This is a genomic window from Leclercia sp. LTM14 (assembly GCF_023736175.1).
In the GTDB taxonomy this organism is placed as follows: Bacteria; Pseudomonadota; Gammaproteobacteria; order Enterobacterales; family Enterobacteriaceae; genus Enterobacter; species Enterobacter barmai.
The window spans coordinates 162,043-176,251 of sequence record NZ_JAIKTT010000011.1 but is presented as its reverse complement, the minus strand read 5'-3'; the positions used below and the strand labels follow the sequence as shown (position 1 = coordinate 176,251).

Below are 14,209 nucleotides of genomic sequence, written 5' to 3'. Positions count from 1 at the left end.
GGTGATACCACGAGCTTTTTCTTCTGGTGCGTTATCGATCTGGTCGAATGCACGAGCAGAACCACCGTAGGTTTTTGCCAGAACGGTAGTGATTGCAGCAGTCAGGGTAGTTTTACCGTGGTCAACGTGGCCGATAGTACCAACGTTGACGTGCGGTTTTGTACGTTCAAATTTTTCTTTAGACACGGCTATATTCCTTACTATAGTGCTCTCCCCTTTGGAGAGAGCACGGGACTTAGGTTTTAATCCTGTGGATTATTTACCACGGGCTTCAATTACGGCCTGAGCAACGTTGTTCGGCGCATCATCATACTTCAGGAATTCCATAGTGTATGATGCACGACCTTTGGTCAGAGAACGCAGCTGAGTTGCATATCCGAACATTTCAGACAGCGGAACTTCAGCGTGGATCTTAACGCCAGTTACTTCAGATTCCTGACCACGCAGCATACCGCGACGACGGCTCAAGTCACCGATAACGTCACCGGTGTTCTCTTCAGGAGTTTCTACTTCAACCTTCATGATCGGCTCAAGCAGAACTGGTTTCGCTTTCTTAAAGCCTTCTTTAAAGGCGATAGAAGCTGCCAGTTTAAACGCCAGTTCAGAGGAGTCAACGTCATGGTAAGAACCGAAGTGCAGACGAACACCCATGTCTACTACCGGATAACCAGCCAGTGGACCAGACTTCAGCTGCTCCTGGATACCTTTATCAACGGCAGGGATGTATTCGCCAGGAATTACACCACCTTTGATGTCGTTGATGAACTCGTAACCTTTCGGATTAGAGCCCGGCTCCAGTGGGTACATGTCGATCACAACGTGACCATACTGACCACGACCACCAGACTGCTTAGCGTGTTTACCTTCAACATCGGTAACTTTCTGACGAATCGCTTCGCGATAAGCAACCTGAGGTTTACCTACGTTAGCTTCAACGTTGAATTCACGCTTCATACTGTCAACGATGATGTCCAGGTGCAGTTCACCCATACCGGCGATGATGGTCTGGTTAGATTCTTCATCAGTCCATACGCGGAATGATGGGTCTTCTTTAGCCAGACGGCCCAGAGCCAGACCCATTTTTTCCTGGTCAGCTTTGGTTTTTGGTTCAACGGCGATAGAGATTACCGGCTCTGGGAACTCCATGCGCTCCAGAATGATTGGGTGATCTGGGTTACACAGGGTGTCACCAGTAGTCACGTCTTTCAGACCGATAGCAGCAGCGATGTCGCCCGCACGAACTTCTTTGATCTCTTCACGTTTGTTCGCGTGCATCTGTACGATACGACCGAAACGCTCACGTGCAGCTTTCACGGAGTTCAGGATGGTGTCACCGGAGTTAACCACACCAGAGTACACGCGGAAGAACGTCAGGTTACCCACGAACGGGTCGGTAGCGATTTTGAACGCCAGAGCAGCAAACGGCTCGTCATCACTTGCGTGACGCTCAGCCGGCGTGTCTTTACCGTCGTCCAGGATACCGTTGATCGCAGGAACGTCTACCGGGGATGGCAGGTAGTCAACTACCGCATCCAGCATCGCCTGAACACCTTTGTTCTTGAACGCAGAACCACAGGTTACCAGGATGATTTCGTTGTTAAGAACACGCTGACGCAGAGCTTTTTTGATCTCTTCTTCAGTCAGTTCTTCACCACCCAGGTATTTCTCCATCAGGTCTTCTGAAGCTTCAGCAGCGGACTCGATCAGGTTCTGGTGCCATTCGTCAGCCAGGTCCTGCATGTCAGCCGGAATATCTTCATAAGTGAAGGTAACGCCTGCATCTTCTTCATTCCAGTTGATGGCTTTCATTTTCACCAGGTCGATAACACCGGTGAAACCTTCTTCAGCACCAATTGCCAGCTGCAGCGGAACAGGGTTCGCGCCCAGACGGGTTTTGATCTGACCAACAACTTTCAGGAAGTTCGCACCCATACGGTCCATTTTGTTAACGAACGCAATGCGTGGAACTTTATATTTGTTTGCCTGACGCCATACGGTTTCAGACTGTGGCTGAACACCACCAACTGCGCAGTAAACCATTACCGCACCATCAAGAACACGCATGGAACGTTCTACTTCGATAGTGAAGTCAACGTGGCCCGGGGTGTCGATGATGTTTACGCGATGCGGTTCATACTGCTTAGCCATACCAGACCAGAATGCAGTAGTCGCTGCAGAGGTGATGGTAATACCACGCTCCTGCTCCTGCTCCATCCAGTCCATGGTAGCGGCGCCGTCATGAACTTCACCGATTTTGTGGTTTACACCGGTGTAGAACAGAATACGTTCGGTGGTAGTGGTTTTACCGGCGTCGATGTGCGCACTGATACCAATGTTACGGTAGCGTGCGATGGGTGTTGTACGAGCCATTTGATTCCTCGTTTATCTTTTTAGGCGTTCAGTTAAGTAACCCAAAGCGGGCTGCTTCGCTGAAGCGCCCGCCTGGTGACTAATACTCCGAAGGGATTACCAACGGTAGTGTGCGAACGCCTTGTTGGCTTCTGCCATACGGTGAACGTCTTCACGTTTCTTAACTGCAGTACCTTTGTTGTCTGCAGCATCAGAAAGTTCGTTCGCCAGACGCAGAGCCATGGATTTATCACCGCGTTTACGAGCAGCTTCAACGATCCAACGCATTGCCAGAGCATTACGACGAACCGGACGAACTTCAACTGGTACCTGATAAGTAGAACCACCAACGCGGCGAGACTTAACTTCTACAGTCGGGCGCACGTTGTCGAGAGCGACTTCGAAAGCTTCCAGTTCATTTTTACCAGAACGCTGAGCCAGGGTCTCCAGCGCGCTGTATACGATTGCTTCTGCAGTAGATTTTTTACCATCTACCATCAGGATATTTACAAATTTTGCCAGCAGTTCTGATCCGAATTTCGGATCTGGAAGAATTTTACGCTGACCAATGACGCGACGACGTGGCATGGGAATACTCCGTTGTTAATTCAGGATTGTCCAAAACTCTAAGAGTTTAGTGTGACATTAAGATAAATCAGTTTGGCCTTACTTAACGGAGAACCATTAAGCCTTAGGACGTTTCACGCCGTATTTGGAGCGAGATTGCTTACGGTCTTTAACGCCGGAGCAGTCAAGCGCACCACGAACGGTGTGGTAACGAACACCCGGGAGGTCTTTTACACGACCGCCACGGATCAGGATCACGGAGTGCTCCTGCAGGTTGTGACCTTCACCACCGATGTAGGAAGTCACTTCAAAACCGTTGGTCAAACGCACACGGCATACTTTACGCAGTGCGGAGTTTGGTTTCTTAGGAGTGGTGGTATATACACGAGTACATACGCCACGTTTCTGCGGGCAGGCTTCCAGCGCAGGCACGTTGCTTTTTGCAACTTTGCGAGCGCGTGGTTTGCGTACCAGCTGGTTAACTGTTGCCATTAAATAGCTCCTGGTTTTAGCTTTTGCTTCGTAAACACGTAATAAAACGACCTCATACAATATGAGGACGCGAAATTTTAGGGCTACGTCGAAAAGGTGTCAAGAATTATACAGCGATCTCAGATCACCAGTTCAGTTGGCCGGTGTGCTGAATGGCCAGATTGACGAAATCAGTATAGCTAACCACGTCAATTTTGGTTGAAATTTGACCAGAGAGACCGCGTGCATCGATGTCATCTTTAAGCGCTGAGACAGAGATGGGGGCATTGCAGAGAATATCAACAAAACGGCTGCCTTCTACAGCCGCCAGAACGCCATCCTGAATAAGCAGCACGGCATCGCCCTCTCGCAGCATGTTTAACAGGCTCTCGATGTCGCAGTGCCAGGGGGAGTGGCTCAGGGTATGGAGCATGACCGCCTCAGAATGTCAGTATGGTGTCGTAGTGGGAAAGCTGTTCACGCAGTAACGCCGGTGCGAGTACGGTAGCGTCCAGAACAAAGGGCGTGCTCTCATTCAGGCCACGCGCCTGCAGGGAAGCCGCACAGACGTAGAACGTTTCGATGTCATACAGCGGCAGGACTTTAAATGTCGCGATGTAATCGCGCGCCAGCACCACCTGCGGCTGCTGACCGGCAAGCAGCTGAAACACGCCGTCGCCAATGAAGAAAACACCGATCTCTTCCGTCAGCGCAGAAGTAGCCAGTAACGCATCCAGCCCTTCCCTTCCGGAAGCGCTGCCATGCGGGGCAGAATTAAATACAAACGCAACGCGGTTCATCAGAATTGCACCATCCGGTCGCAGGTTAATGCAGCCTGAGCCAGCGCCCCGAGGCCGCTGAGGGAAAAGCCGTCATTAAGATTCGCAGCCGGCAAGCCCAGGCGTTGCGCTTCGTTCGCATCGCTCACGCCCCGACGTAGCGCCGCCGCCACGCAGATATGCAGATCAACGCCGTGTTCCTGATTCAGCGCCTGCCAGGCACGCACCAGATCGAATTCGTCAGATGCCGGCGACGTCAGCTGGTTAGCGTTATATACGCCTTCCCGATAAAAAAAGACGCTGACAAGCTCATGACCGGCCGCCAGCAGTGCGCGGGCAAACTGCAACGCGCTGCTGGCCTGCTGTGTACCGTACGCCGGGCCTGTCACCATGAGTGCAAAACGCATTACTTCTCTTGCCCCAGGAAATCGCCGCTTTTGAACTGACGGATGTAGAGATAGACCGTGTGCTTGGAGATATTGAGGCGATCGGCCACCTGGTTAATGGCGTCTTTAATATCGAAGATGCCTTTTTCATAGAGGTTAAGCACGATCTGACGATTCTTGGCATTGTTAGAGACATTGCGATCGGCATTAACTTCTTCGATGGTGAATTCCAGCGTCTGGGTGACGAGATCTTCAACGGAAGAGGCAAAGTTGACAGAGGATCCGACATCCGGCGTTTCTGGCGGAATAAACGTGCTCATGATCTGGGAGAACGGCACATCAAGGTTCATGTTGATGCACAGTAAGCCAATCACGCGATGGTCACGGTTGCGGATGGCGATGGTCACGGACTTCATGAGAACGCCGCTCTTCGCGCGGGTGAAATAGCATTTGGAGACGCTGCTGTCCGCGCCGGTCATGTCGTGCAGCATACGCAGTGCAAGGTCGGTGATCGGCGAGCCAATTTTACGGCCAGTATGCTCACCATTGGCAATGCGGATGGCAGAACATTTCAGATCTTGCAGGGAGTGCAAAACGATTTCGCAGTGGGACCCAATGAGCATCGCTAACCCGTCCACTACCGCTTCGTAGGATTTCAGAATATCGAAATCGGTCTGATCGAAAGGACGTTGATCCAGCAAATCAAGTTCGCTGGTTTCGTTGGTTAAAAGCGACCTGGTCATGAAAAAAACACTCCTTTTCAGGAGCCTGTCGGTAGGTTTTCAGGGCAGGCTCATTATTTACACGGGCAATTAAATTAATACAGCGTAGGTAGCGCTTCCAGTGTTAATTATATCTGCACCACAATAAAAAAACCGCCGCTTCAGGGGCGGCGGTTTTTACCGGTTTACTTCTTGGTGGCTTCTGCCGGCGCTTCTGGCTTCGCGTCAGGCTTAGCATCCGCTTTCGGCGCTGGCTTGATGTCCAGCAGCTCTACGTCGAATACCAGCGTGGAGTTAGCGGGGATACCCGGGACGCCAGTTTTGCCATAAGCCAGATCCGGTGGGATGACCAGCTTGATTTTACCGCCTTTCTTGATGTTCTTCAGGCCTTCAGTCCAGCCAGGAATAACCCCATCCAGACGGAAGGAGAGCGGCTCACCACGGGTGTAAGAGTTATCGAACTCTTTACCGTCGGTCAGCGTACCTTTGTAGTTAACAACAACGGTATCGCTGTCCTTCGGTGCGTCGCCGGTACCTTCTTTCTCTACTTTGTAGACCAGGCCAGTAGGAGAGGTTTTCGCGCCTTTCTCTTTAGCGAAAGCGTCACGGTAGGTTTTGCCTTTCGTTTCGTTCTCAGACGCGTCTTTCTCCATCTTCTCTTGCGCTGCGCCTTTCACGCGCGCTTCGAAAGCCTGCAGAGTCTGCTCGATTTCCTGGTCAGACAGTTTGCTCTTGTCCGCAAACGCATCCTGAACGCCCGCGATCAGCTGAGCCTGGTCCAGTTTGATGCCCAGTTTTTCCTGCTCTTTCAGAGAGTTTTCCATGTAACGGCCCAGAGATGCGCCCAGTGCGTAGGCTGATTTCTGGTCGTCATTTTTGAACGCCGCATTGCTGTCAGCAGTCGCAGCAGGTTTCGCAGCAGTATCAGCAGCGAAAGTCAGCGGCGCATGCAGAGCGACAGCCATCGTGGTCGCCAGCAGCGTTACTTTAAACAGTGATTTCATCCATTTCTCCAGGGCCGGGGACTCTCACCCCGTGTTAAGCGTAAATGAGTAGCGTACTATAAAACGTTGAGGAACAAATCTACAGGTAGACACCCCTGATTAGCACCACATTTCAGACTATTTTTGTTTAAATTAGTTTCGCAGCAATGGGATGTTTACTGCGCGCGGGGATAATCTCGGGTAATATTCGCCGCCGCCAGCCCCGGTCGGGGTTAAAGAGACAAACGAGGTGAATCATGCAGAATACAGAAATGGAAGCGCGTCTGGCTGAGCTTGAAAGCCGTCTGGCTTTTCAGGAGATCACCATCGATGAGCTGAATCAGACCGTCACCGCACACGAACTGGAAATGGCCAAGCTGCGGGATCTGCTGCGTCTGTTAACCGAAAAAGTGAAAGCGTCGCAGGCCTCGCACATCGCGTCGCAGTCAGAAGAGACGCCGCCACCCCACTATTGAGACGTAAAAAAAGCGGGAATATCCCGCTTTTTGCGCTTAAGGCGTAACGATTAGTGGCAACCGCAGCCGCCGTTACCGCCGCAACCGCCTTTACCGTGGTCGTGACCATGGTCGTGATCGTGGCCGTGACCGCCGCAGCAGCCGTCGTGACCGTGATCGTGGTCATGACCGTGCGCGCCGTGAACGTGGCCGTGTGCCAGCTCTTCTTCAGTGGCTTCGCGGATGGCAACCACTTCAACGTTGAACTTCAGGTTCTGGCCAGCCAGCATGTGGTTGCCGTCAACCACAACGTGGTCGTCTTCAACTTCAGTGATTTCTACTGGAACCGGACCCTGGTCAGTTTCAGCCAGGAAACGCATGCCAACCTGCAGCTCGTCAACGCCCATGAAGACGTCTTTAGGAACACGCTGCACCAGGTTTTCATCGTACTGACCGTAAGCATCGTTAGACGCAACTTCTACGTCAAATTTGTCGCCAACTTCATGACCGTTCAACGCGTTTTCCAGACCGGAAATCAGGGAACCGTGACCGTGCAGGTAGTCCAGCGGCGCACTCACCGGAGACTCATCAACCAACACACCGTCTTCTGTACGTACCTGATAGGCCAGGCTGACCACCAGGTCTTTTGCTACTTTCATGATATCTCCTGAGCGTGGGAAAATTGCTGGCGCAGATTGTAGCCGAATTCTGCACCCGTGTACCCTTTAGCTTAAAAAAACTCGGGACATATCGCTAGTCCGGATGAAAAATGCCGATCACTTGTTCTTCTTTGCGAACGTGCTCGCGCGCCTCTTTATCGGCCTCACGCATCTGGTGCCCGCACTTAACACACTCAACAATATCGATATTGTTCTCACGCCACATGGCCAGTGAATCCTGAGCCTGACAGGCCGGGCATTTCGCGCCGGCGATAAAACGTTTACGTACCGCCATTCTCTACCTCGTTATTCAAACTCATCCCAGCCATCCAGCTGCCGACGCTCCTGCTGCATCTCTCGCTGGAAAATCTCTTCCAGCTCACGACGCGCCTCCCGTACGCGAGAGATCTGCACCGTATCGGTATGCACCGGCATCAGCTCGCGCAGCATGCGCATATCCAGACGACGAAAATGTAACTGCGCGCGCTGGGCCTGATGCGGATGCATCCCCAGCGTCACTAATGTTTTACGCCCCAGCTCCAGCGCACTGGAGAAGGTCTCGCGGGTAAAATACTTTACCCCGGCCTGGAGCAGCTCGTGTGCCTCAACACGTCCTCGCGCACGGGCAAGAATATGCAGATGCGGAAAATGCTGCTGGCAGATCTCCACCAGCTTCATGGTGTCTTCAGGATCGTTACAGGTGATGACGATCGACTCTGCCGCCTCTGCCCCTGCGGAGCGCAGCAGTTCGACCTGAGTGGCGTCACCGTAATAGACCTTGTAACCGTATTTGCGCATCAGGTTGACCGCGCTGATGTCGCGCTCCAGCACCGTCACGCGCTTTTTATTCGCCATCAGCAGACGCCCGATGACCTGCCCAAAACGTCCGAAGCCCACTACAATCACCTGGGGTTTATCATCTTCCACCCACGGGGCTTCATGCTCATCTTCCGGGGCATTGATGCGGCGGGATAACTGCTTATCGATAAGCTTCATCAACAGCGGCGTAGTCATCATCGACAGCGTAACGGTCACCAGCAGCAAGGCCATCTGATCATGCTGGAACAATCTCTGGGATGATGCTGTGGAGAAGAGCACAAAAGCAAACTCTCCCCCCTGGCTCAACACCCCGGCAAGCTGTGCCCGCTCCGTCTGACGCAAGCCGTAAACCCGCGCCAGTACGTAGAGCACCAGCATTTTGACCGCCACCAGCACGACAACACTCATCACGACCCACAGGATATGGGTGTAGAGCACGCCAAGATTCAGCGCCATACCGACAGAGATAAAGAACAGCCCTAACAGCAACCCTTTAAAGGGATCGATGGCAATTTCCAGTTCGTGCCGGTACTCACTCTCCGCCAGCAGCACCCCTGCAATGAAGGTGCCCAGCGCCATCGACAGCCCCAGCGCGTCCATAAACAGCGCCGAGCCCAGCACCAGCAGCAGCGTCGCGGCGGTAAACACTTCCCGCACCCCGGACGCCGCAATAAAGCGGAACACCGGACGGAGCAGATAGCGCCCGCCCACCAGCATGCCGGCAAAGGCCAGCACCTTCATGCCGATCTTCATCCAGTCGAAATGTTCATCTCCCGACCCCGCCAGCAGCGGAACCAGGGCCAGCGCCGGGATCACCGCCAGATCCTGGAACAGCAGGATCGAGAAGCCCAGCTGTCCCGCCTCGCTGCGGTTCATGCCCTTATCGCGCATCAGCTGTAACGCCATCGCCGTGGAGGACATCGCCAGACCAATCCCGCCGACCACCGCGGCCTGCCATGAGAACTGGGTCAGCATCAGGAGTCCGCCGAGGATCACCGCGCTGCACAACACCTGCGCGGCGCCGACGCCGAAGATAGAGCGCCGCAGCTGCCAGAGCTTCGCCGGGTTCAGCTCGAGGCCGATGATAAACATCAGAAAGACGACGCCCAGCTCCGAGAAATGCAGGATTTCGTCCACGTCGCTGATAAACCCCAGCCCCCACGGGCCGATGGCAATACCCGCCAGCAGATAACCGAGCACCGCGCCAATCCCCAGACGCGACGCCAGCGGCACCGCCACCACCGCGGCGAGCAGGAACAACACCCCTGCCAGCAAAAGATCCGAGCCTTCCATCAGTGGCCTCCCGTCAGCGTTGGCGCTGCCAGCCAGTCGCCGTACGCTCTGGCATGGCTGGCGAGCTCATCCTGAGGCTGACGACGAGCCCAGTAAACGACGATTGGGCTCAGCCAGTGCATGCGGCACATGGCCGCCGTCAGCTCGAACGGGCGTAAAATATCGTTCATTGAATAGCGGTTAAGCCCATCGTGGCGGTAAGCACTCTCCGGCTCGCCGGTGGTAATGACGTTCCGCCAGTACTTTCCCGCCAGCTGGTTTCCTCCCGGGCCACTGGAAAACCCGCGGCTCAGCACGCGATCCAGCCACTCCTTCAGCAGCGCCGGGCAGCTGTAGGTATAGAGCGGATGCTGGAACACGATAACGTCGTGCTGGCGCAGCAGCTCCTGTTCACGAGGGATATCGATAAAAAATCGGGGTAGTGCGCGTAGAGATCGTGCACCGTCACATTACTGAGCTGTAATGCCGGTTGTAGCAAAACCCGGTTGGCGACCGAGTCCTGAGACTCCGGATGGGCATACAGCAGCAGCACTTTTGCTGTCTGGGACATCATTCCTCTCCCGGGTCGTCATCACTGTTATTTTGGGCTACCATGGCACACCCACGCGGCGCGTGGCGGCACATTTAACCTGATTATAATGACAACTTAACATAGTCGGAACATACGGCGCTCTATGATTGTTTTCTCCTCATTACAAATTCGTCGCGGCGTACGTGTCCTGCTGGACAACGCTACAGCCACCATCAACCCGGGCCAGAAAGTGGGCCTGGTGGGCAAAAACGGCTGTGGTAAATCCACGTTACTGTCATTGCTGAAAAACGAAATCACTGCCGACGGCGGTAACTTCACCTACCCTGGTAACTGGCAACTGGCCTGGGTAAACCAGGAGACGCCAGCCCTGAGCGTCCCGGCGATGGACTATGTTATCGACGGCGACCGGGAGTACCGCAAACTCGAAGCCGAACTGCACGCCGCCAACGAACGTAATGACGGTCATGCGATTGCCACCGTACACGGCAAACTCGACGCCATTGATGCCTGGACCATCCGCTCCCGCGCCGCCAGCCTTCTGCACGGTCTGGGGTTCAGCAACGAGCAGCTGGAGCGTCCGGTAAGTGATTTCTCCGGTGGCTGGCGCATGCGCCTTAACCTGGCCCAGGCGCTGATCTGCCGCTCTGACCTGCTGCTGCTTGATGAACCGACTAACCACCTCGATCTGGATGCGGTCATCTGGCTGGAAAAGTGGCTGAAGAGCTATCAGGGCACGCTGATCCTGATCTCCCACGACCGCGACTTCCTCGATCCGGTGGTGGACAAAATTATTCATATCGAACAGGAAACCATGTTCGAGTACACCGGCAACTACAGCTCGTTTGAGCGTCAGCGTGCGGTCCGTCTCTCCCAGCAGCAGGCGATGTACGAAAGCCAGCAGCAGCGCGTGGCGCACCTGCAGAGCTTTGTCGATCGCTTCAAGGCGAAAGCGTCAAAAGCGAAACAGGCCCAGAGCCGTATCAAGATGCTGGAACGCATGGAGATGATAGCCCCGGCGCACGTCGATAACCCGTTCCACTTTAGCTTCCGGGCCCCGGAAAGCCTGCCCAACCCACTGCTGAAAATGGAAAAGGTCAGCGCCGGCTATGGCGATCGCATTATCCTCGATTCTATCAAGCTCAACCTGGTGCCGGGTTCCCGTATCGGTCTGCTCGGGCGCAATGGCGCCGGTAAATCGACGCTGATTAAGCTGCTGGCGGGCGAGCTTGCGCCTGTGCGTGGCGACATCGGTCTGGCGAAGGGTATTAAGCTCGGCTACTTCGCCCAGCATCAGCTGGAATTTTTACGCGCTGATGAATCACCGCTGCAGCACCTGGCGCGTCTGGCCCCGCAGGAGCTGGAGCAGAAGCTGCGTGATTATCTGGGCGGCTTCGGTTTCCAGGGCGATAAAGTCAGCGAGAATACCGAACGCTTCTCCGGCGGCGAAAAAGCCCGTCTGGTGCTGGCGCTGATCGTCTGGCAGCGCCCTAACCTGCTCCTGCTCGATGAACCGACTAACCACCTCGATCTCGACATGCGTCAGGCGCTGACCGAAGCGTTAATCGAATTCGAAGGCGCGCTGGTGGTCGTTTCGCACGACCGTCACCTGCTGCGCTCCACCACCGACGATCTCTATCTGGTGCATGACGGCAAAGTCGAGCCGTTCGATGGCGATCTGGAAGATTATCAGCAGTGGCTGAGCGACATTCAGAAGCAGGAAATCCAGCCTGTGGAAGGGGCTAAAGAGAACGTCAACAGCGCCCAGGCCCGTAAGGATCAGAAGCGTCGCGAAGCAGAGCTGCGCACCCAAACCCAGCCGCTGCGTAAAGAGATTACCCGTCTGGAAAAAGAGATGGAGAAGCTCAACGCCACGCTTGCCACCGTGGAAGAGAAGCTCGGTGACAGCGGCCTGTACGACCAGAGCCGCAAAGCCGAACTGACAGAGTGTCTGCAGGTTCAGGCAAAAGCCAAATCCAGCCTCGAAGAGTGTGAAATGGCCTGGCTCGACGCGCAGGAGCAGCTTGAGGACATGCTCGCATCCCTATGACACAAACAATCCCATCTGATTTCAATTTTCCCCACGACGAGAGCGCGACATTTGTCACCATGCGCGGCGTGGCGAACCCGCATCTGCAAACCATGCTCCCGCGCCTGCTGCGCCGGAAGTTACAGTTCACGCCCTACTGGCAGCGGCTCGACCTGCCTGATGATGACTTCGTGGATCTCGCCTGGAGTGAAGATCCCTCTCAGGCGCAGCATAAACCGCGACTGGTGGTGTTTCATGGTCTGGAGGGGAGCCTGCACAGCCCTTATGCCCACGGTCTGATCCACGCCGCGAAAGAGCGCGGCTGGCTTGGCGTGGTGATGCATTTTCGCGGCTGCAGCGGCGAACCGAACCGGCAAAAACGGATCTACCACTCCGGCGAGATCGAAGATGGTCGCTGGTTCCTGAACTGGCTGGTGCAGACCCACGGCCCGGCACCCACCGCGGCGGTAGGCTATTCACTGGGCGGCAATATGCTCGCCTGCCTGCTGGCAAAAGAGGGCGATAACGTCCCGCTCGACGCGGCGGTCATTGTCTCTGCGCCGTTCATGCTTGAGCAGTGTAGTTATCATATGGAGAAGGGGTTTTCGCGCGTTTATCAGCGCTATCTGCTGAACTTACTGAAAGCCAACGCCGCCCGTAAGCTAAAGGCCTACCCGGACACGCTGCCTGTCAGCCTTCAGCAGTTGAAACGGGTGCGTCGCCTGCGCGAATTTGACGATCTGATCACCGCGAAAATCCACGGTTTTGCCGATGCTATCGACTACTATCGCCAGTGCAGCGCCATGCCGTTGCTGAATCAAATCACCCGGCCTACGCTGATTATTCATGCGAAAGACGATCCCTTTATGGATCATCACTCGATCCGGCGCCGGACCATTTACCGGCCAACGTGCAGTATCAACTAACCGAACATGGCGGACACGTGGGCTTTATCGGCGGCACGCTGCGTCGACCGCAGATGTGGCTGGAGACACGTATCCCGGACTGGCTGACCACATATCTGGAAAAGTAAACATGATCATTCCCTGGCAGGATCTGGCTCCCGAAACGCTGGATAATCTGATTGAAAGCTTTGTATTGCGTGAGGGCACAGATTATGGTGAACATGAACGCACGCTTGAAATGAAAGTCGCCGATGTTAAACAGCAGCTTAAAAGCGGTGAAGCCGTTCTGGTGTGGTCCGAACTGCACGAGACGGTGAATATCATGCCCCGTGGTCAGTTTCGCGACTGATCGCACACTCTTTCCACTCAGGGAGTTGCTATGTCCGCCAGACATCCGGTTATTGCCGTTACAGGGTCGAGTGGTGCAGGCACCACCACCACCAGCCTCGCCTTCCGTAAGATCTTCTCGCAACTGCATCTGCGTGCTGCAGAGGTAGAGGGCGACAGCTTTCACCGCTACACCCGCCCCGAGATGGATATGGCAATCCGCAAAGCGCGCGATTTAGGCAAACATATCAGCTACTTTGGCCCCGATGCCAATGACTTTGGCCTGCTGGAGCAGACCTTCGCGGAATACGGACGCAGCGGGACCGGCCAGTCGCGCAAATACCTGCATACCTATGACGAAGCGGTGCCGTGGAACCAGGTGCCGGGTACCTTTACTCCCTGGCAGCCGCTGCCGGAACCCACCGACGTGCTGTTTTATGAAGGTCTGCACGGCGGGGTCGTCACGCCGCAACACGACGTGGCGCGCCATGTCGATCTGCTGGTGGGCGTGGTGCCTATCGTTAACCTGGAGTGGATCCAGAAGCTGACGCGGGATACCAGCGAGCGCGGCCACTCCCGTGAAGCGGTGATGGATTCCGTGGTTCGCTCCATGGAGGATTACATTAACTTCCTCACGCCGCAGTTTTCCCGCACCCATATTAACTTCCAGCGCGTCCCGACCGTGGACACCTCGAACCCGTTTGCGGCAAAAGCCATCCCTTCGCTGGACGAGAGCTTTGTGGTGATCCATTTCCGCAATCTGGACGAGATCGATTACCCCTGGCTGCTGGCGATGCTGCAGGGCTCGTTTATTTCGCACATGAATACGCTGGTGGTGCCGGGCGGCAAGATGGGGCTGGCGATGGAGTTAATCATGACGCCGCTGGTGCAGCGGCTGATGGAAGGCAAGAAGATCGCTTAATCTGTTCTCCCTCT

Annotated in this window: 16 protein-coding genes and 2 pseudogenes; 5 read left to right on the top strand and 13 right to left on the bottom strand. The window is 54.9% G+C overall.

Annotated features, from left to right (window positions below):
- The 9 genes from K5I40_RS19940 to fkpA form a co-directional block, all read right to left on the bottom strand.
- The coding region (locus K5I40_RS19940; protein ID WP_044347782.1) for a GTP-binding protein at positions 1-186 on the bottom strand (186 nt) is incomplete at its 3' end.
- Positions 187-255: 69 nt separating this feature from the next.
- Positions 256-2,370, bottom strand: a complete 2,115-nt coding sequence (gene fusA / locus K5I40_RS19935) for an elongation factor G (protein ID WP_251931035.1) — start codon at positions 2,368-2,370, stop codon at positions 256-258.
- A 96-nt stretch (positions 2,371-2,466) separates the two neighbouring features.
- Entirely contained in the window at positions 2,467-2,937 is a 471-nt protein-coding gene (gene rpsG / locus K5I40_RS19930; protein ID WP_004106370.1) for a 30S ribosomal protein S7, read from the bottom strand.
- A gap of 96 nt (positions 2,938-3,033) precedes the next feature.
- On the bottom strand, positions 3,034-3,408 hold the full coding sequence (gene rpsL / locus K5I40_RS19925) for a 30S ribosomal protein S12 (RefSeq protein WP_003023654.1): 375 nt from the start codon (positions 3,406-3,408) through the stop codon (positions 3,034-3,036).
- A gap of 124 nt (positions 3,409-3,532) precedes the next feature.
- Positions 3,533-3,820 carry a sulfurtransferase complex subunit TusB gene (tusB, locus tag K5I40_RS19920; protein WP_138370785.1) on the bottom strand — a complete coding sequence of 96 codons (288 nt, stop codon included), beginning with the start codon at positions 3,818-3,820 and terminating at the stop codon, positions 3,533-3,535.
- A 7-nt stretch (positions 3,821-3,827) separates the two neighbouring features.
- The gene (gene tusC, locus K5I40_RS19915; RefSeq protein WP_138370784.1) at positions 3,828-4,187 is read right to left on the bottom strand and encodes a sulfurtransferase complex subunit TusC; all 360 of its coding nucleotides are present in this window, start codon (positions 4,185-4,187) and stop codon (positions 3,828-3,830) included.
- A complete protein-coding gene (gene tusD, locus K5I40_RS19910; protein ID WP_139563733.1) occupies positions 4,187-4,573 on the bottom strand; it encodes a sulfurtransferase complex subunit TusD in 387 nt (128 codons plus the stop codon). The genes tusC and tusD overlap by 1 nt, the downstream gene beginning before the upstream one ends.
- A complete protein-coding gene (locus K5I40_RS19905) occupies positions 4,573-5,295 on the bottom strand; it encodes a transcriptional regulator (protein ID WP_039031549.1) in 723 nt (240 codons plus the stop codon). Before K5I40_RS19905 ends, tusD begins: the two co-directional genes overlap by 1 nt.
- A 164-nt stretch (positions 5,296-5,459) precedes the next feature.
- Complete coding sequence (fkpA, locus tag K5I40_RS19900) at positions 5,460-6,278, bottom strand: FKBP-type peptidyl-prolyl cis-trans isomerase (protein WP_039031548.1); 819 nt, start codon at positions 6,276-6,278, stop codon at positions 5,460-5,462.
- A gap of 236 nt (positions 6,279-6,514) precedes the next feature.
- On the opposite strand from fkpA, the gene K5I40_RS19895 reads away from it, so the two are divergent.
- Complete coding sequence (locus tag K5I40_RS19895) at positions 6,515-6,733, top strand: protein SlyX (protein WP_039031547.1); 219 nt, start codon at positions 6,515-6,517, stop codon at positions 6,731-6,733.
- Between the two features lie 50 nt (positions 6,734-6,783).
- On the opposite strand, the gene slyD is transcribed toward K5I40_RS19895, so the two are convergent.
- From slyD to kefG, 4 genes and pseudogenes are all read right to left on the bottom strand, one after another.
- Entirely contained in the window at positions 6,784-7,371 is a 588-nt protein-coding gene (slyD, locus tag K5I40_RS19890) for a peptidylprolyl isomerase (protein ID WP_039031546.1), read from the bottom strand.
- A gap of 94 nt (positions 7,372-7,465) precedes the next feature.
- Complete coding sequence (locus K5I40_RS19885; protein ID WP_039031545.1) at positions 7,466-7,666, bottom strand: YheV family putative zinc ribbon protein; 201 nt, start codon at positions 7,664-7,666, stop codon at positions 7,466-7,468.
- Between the two features lie 11 nt (positions 7,667-7,677).
- Complete coding sequence (kefB, locus tag K5I40_RS19880) at positions 7,678-9,483, bottom strand: glutathione-regulated potassium-efflux system protein KefB (RefSeq protein ID WP_039031544.1); 1,806 nt, start codon at positions 9,481-9,483, stop codon at positions 7,678-7,680.
- A pseudogene (kefG, locus tag K5I40_RS19875) lies at positions 9,483-10,033 on the bottom strand (glutathione-regulated potassium-efflux system ancillary protein KefG). The gene kefB and the pseudogene kefG overlap by 1 nt, the downstream one beginning before the upstream one ends.
- A 124-nt stretch (positions 10,034-10,157) precedes the next feature.
- Between kefG and K5I40_RS19870 the strand changes: the two are divergent.
- The 4 genes and pseudogenes from K5I40_RS19870 to K5I40_RS19855 all read left to right on the top strand — a co-directional run bounded on the left by K5I40_RS19870 (position 10,158) and on the right by K5I40_RS19855 (position 14,195).
- A complete protein-coding gene (locus K5I40_RS19870; RefSeq protein WP_223075716.1) occupies positions 10,158-12,062 on the top strand; it encodes an ABC transporter ATP-binding protein in 1,905 nt (634 codons plus the stop codon).
- Positions 12,059-13,074, top strand: a pseudogene (locus K5I40_RS19865) (hydrolase). Before K5I40_RS19870 ends, K5I40_RS19865 begins: the two are co-directional and overlap by 4 nt.
- Positions 13,075-13,076: 2 nt before the next feature.
- On the top strand, positions 13,077-13,295 hold the full coding sequence (locus K5I40_RS19860; protein WP_039031541.1) for a YheU family protein: 219 nt from the start codon (positions 13,077-13,079) through the stop codon (positions 13,293-13,295).
- Between the two features lie 30 nt (positions 13,296-13,325).
- Complete coding sequence (locus tag K5I40_RS19855; RefSeq protein ID WP_039031540.1) at positions 13,326-14,195, top strand: phosphoribulokinase; 870 nt, start codon at positions 13,326-13,328, stop codon at positions 14,193-14,195.
- Positions 14,196-14,209 lie beyond the last annotated feature (14 nt).

Bases quoted from the DNA above. Each gene is read 5' to 3' on its own strand.
- fusA (WP_251931035.1), bottom strand. From the start codon at position 2,370: ATGGCTCGTACAACACCCATCGCACGCTACCGTAACATTGGTATCAGT.
- rpsG (WP_004106370.1), bottom strand. From the start codon at position 2,937: ATGCCACGTCGTCGCGTCATTGGTCAGCGTAAAATTCTTCCAGATCCG.
- rpsL (WP_003023654.1), bottom strand. From the start codon at position 3,408: ATGGCAACAGTTAACCAGCTGGTACGCAAACCACGCGCTCGCAAAGTT.
- tusB (WP_138370785.1), bottom strand. From the start codon at position 3,820: ATGCTCCATACCCTGAGCCACTCCCCCTGGCACTGCGACATCGAGAGC.
- tusC (WP_138370784.1), bottom strand. From the start codon at position 4,187: ATGAACCGCGTTGCGTTTGTATTTAATTCTGCCCCGCATGGCAGCGCT.
- tusD (WP_139563733.1), bottom strand. From the start codon at position 4,573: ATGCGTTTTGCACTCATGGTGACAGGCCCGGCGTACGGTACACAGCAG.
- K5I40_RS19905 (WP_039031549.1), bottom strand. From the start codon at position 5,295: ATGACCAGGTCGCTTTTAACCAACGAAACCAGCGAACTTGATTTGCTG.
- fkpA (WP_039031548.1), bottom strand. From the start codon at position 6,278: ATGAAATCACTGTTTAAAGTAACGCTGCTGGCGACCACGATGGCTGTC.
- K5I40_RS19895 (WP_039031547.1), top strand. From the start codon at position 6,515: ATGCAGAATACAGAAATGGAAGCGCGTCTGGCTGAGCTTGAAAGCCGT.
- slyD (WP_039031546.1), bottom strand. From the start codon at position 7,371: ATGAAAGTAGCAAAAGACCTGGTGGTCAGCCTGGCCTATCAGGTACGT.
- K5I40_RS19885 (WP_039031545.1), bottom strand. From the start codon at position 7,666: ATGGCGGTACGTAAACGTTTTATCGCCGGCGCGAAATGCCCGGCCTGT.
- kefB (WP_039031544.1), bottom strand. From the start codon at position 9,483: ATGGAAGGCTCGGATCTTTTGCTGGCAGGGGTGTTGTTCCTGCTCGCC.
- K5I40_RS19870 (WP_223075716.1), top strand. From the start codon at position 10,158: ATGATTGTTTTCTCCTCATTACAAATTCGTCGCGGCGTACGTGTCCTG.
- K5I40_RS19860 (WP_039031541.1), top strand. From the start codon at position 13,077: ATGATCATTCCCTGGCAGGATCTGGCTCCCGAAACGCTGGATAATCTG.
- K5I40_RS19855 (WP_039031540.1), top strand. From the start codon at position 13,326: ATGTCCGCCAGACATCCGGTTATTGCCGTTACAGGGTCGAGTGGTGCA.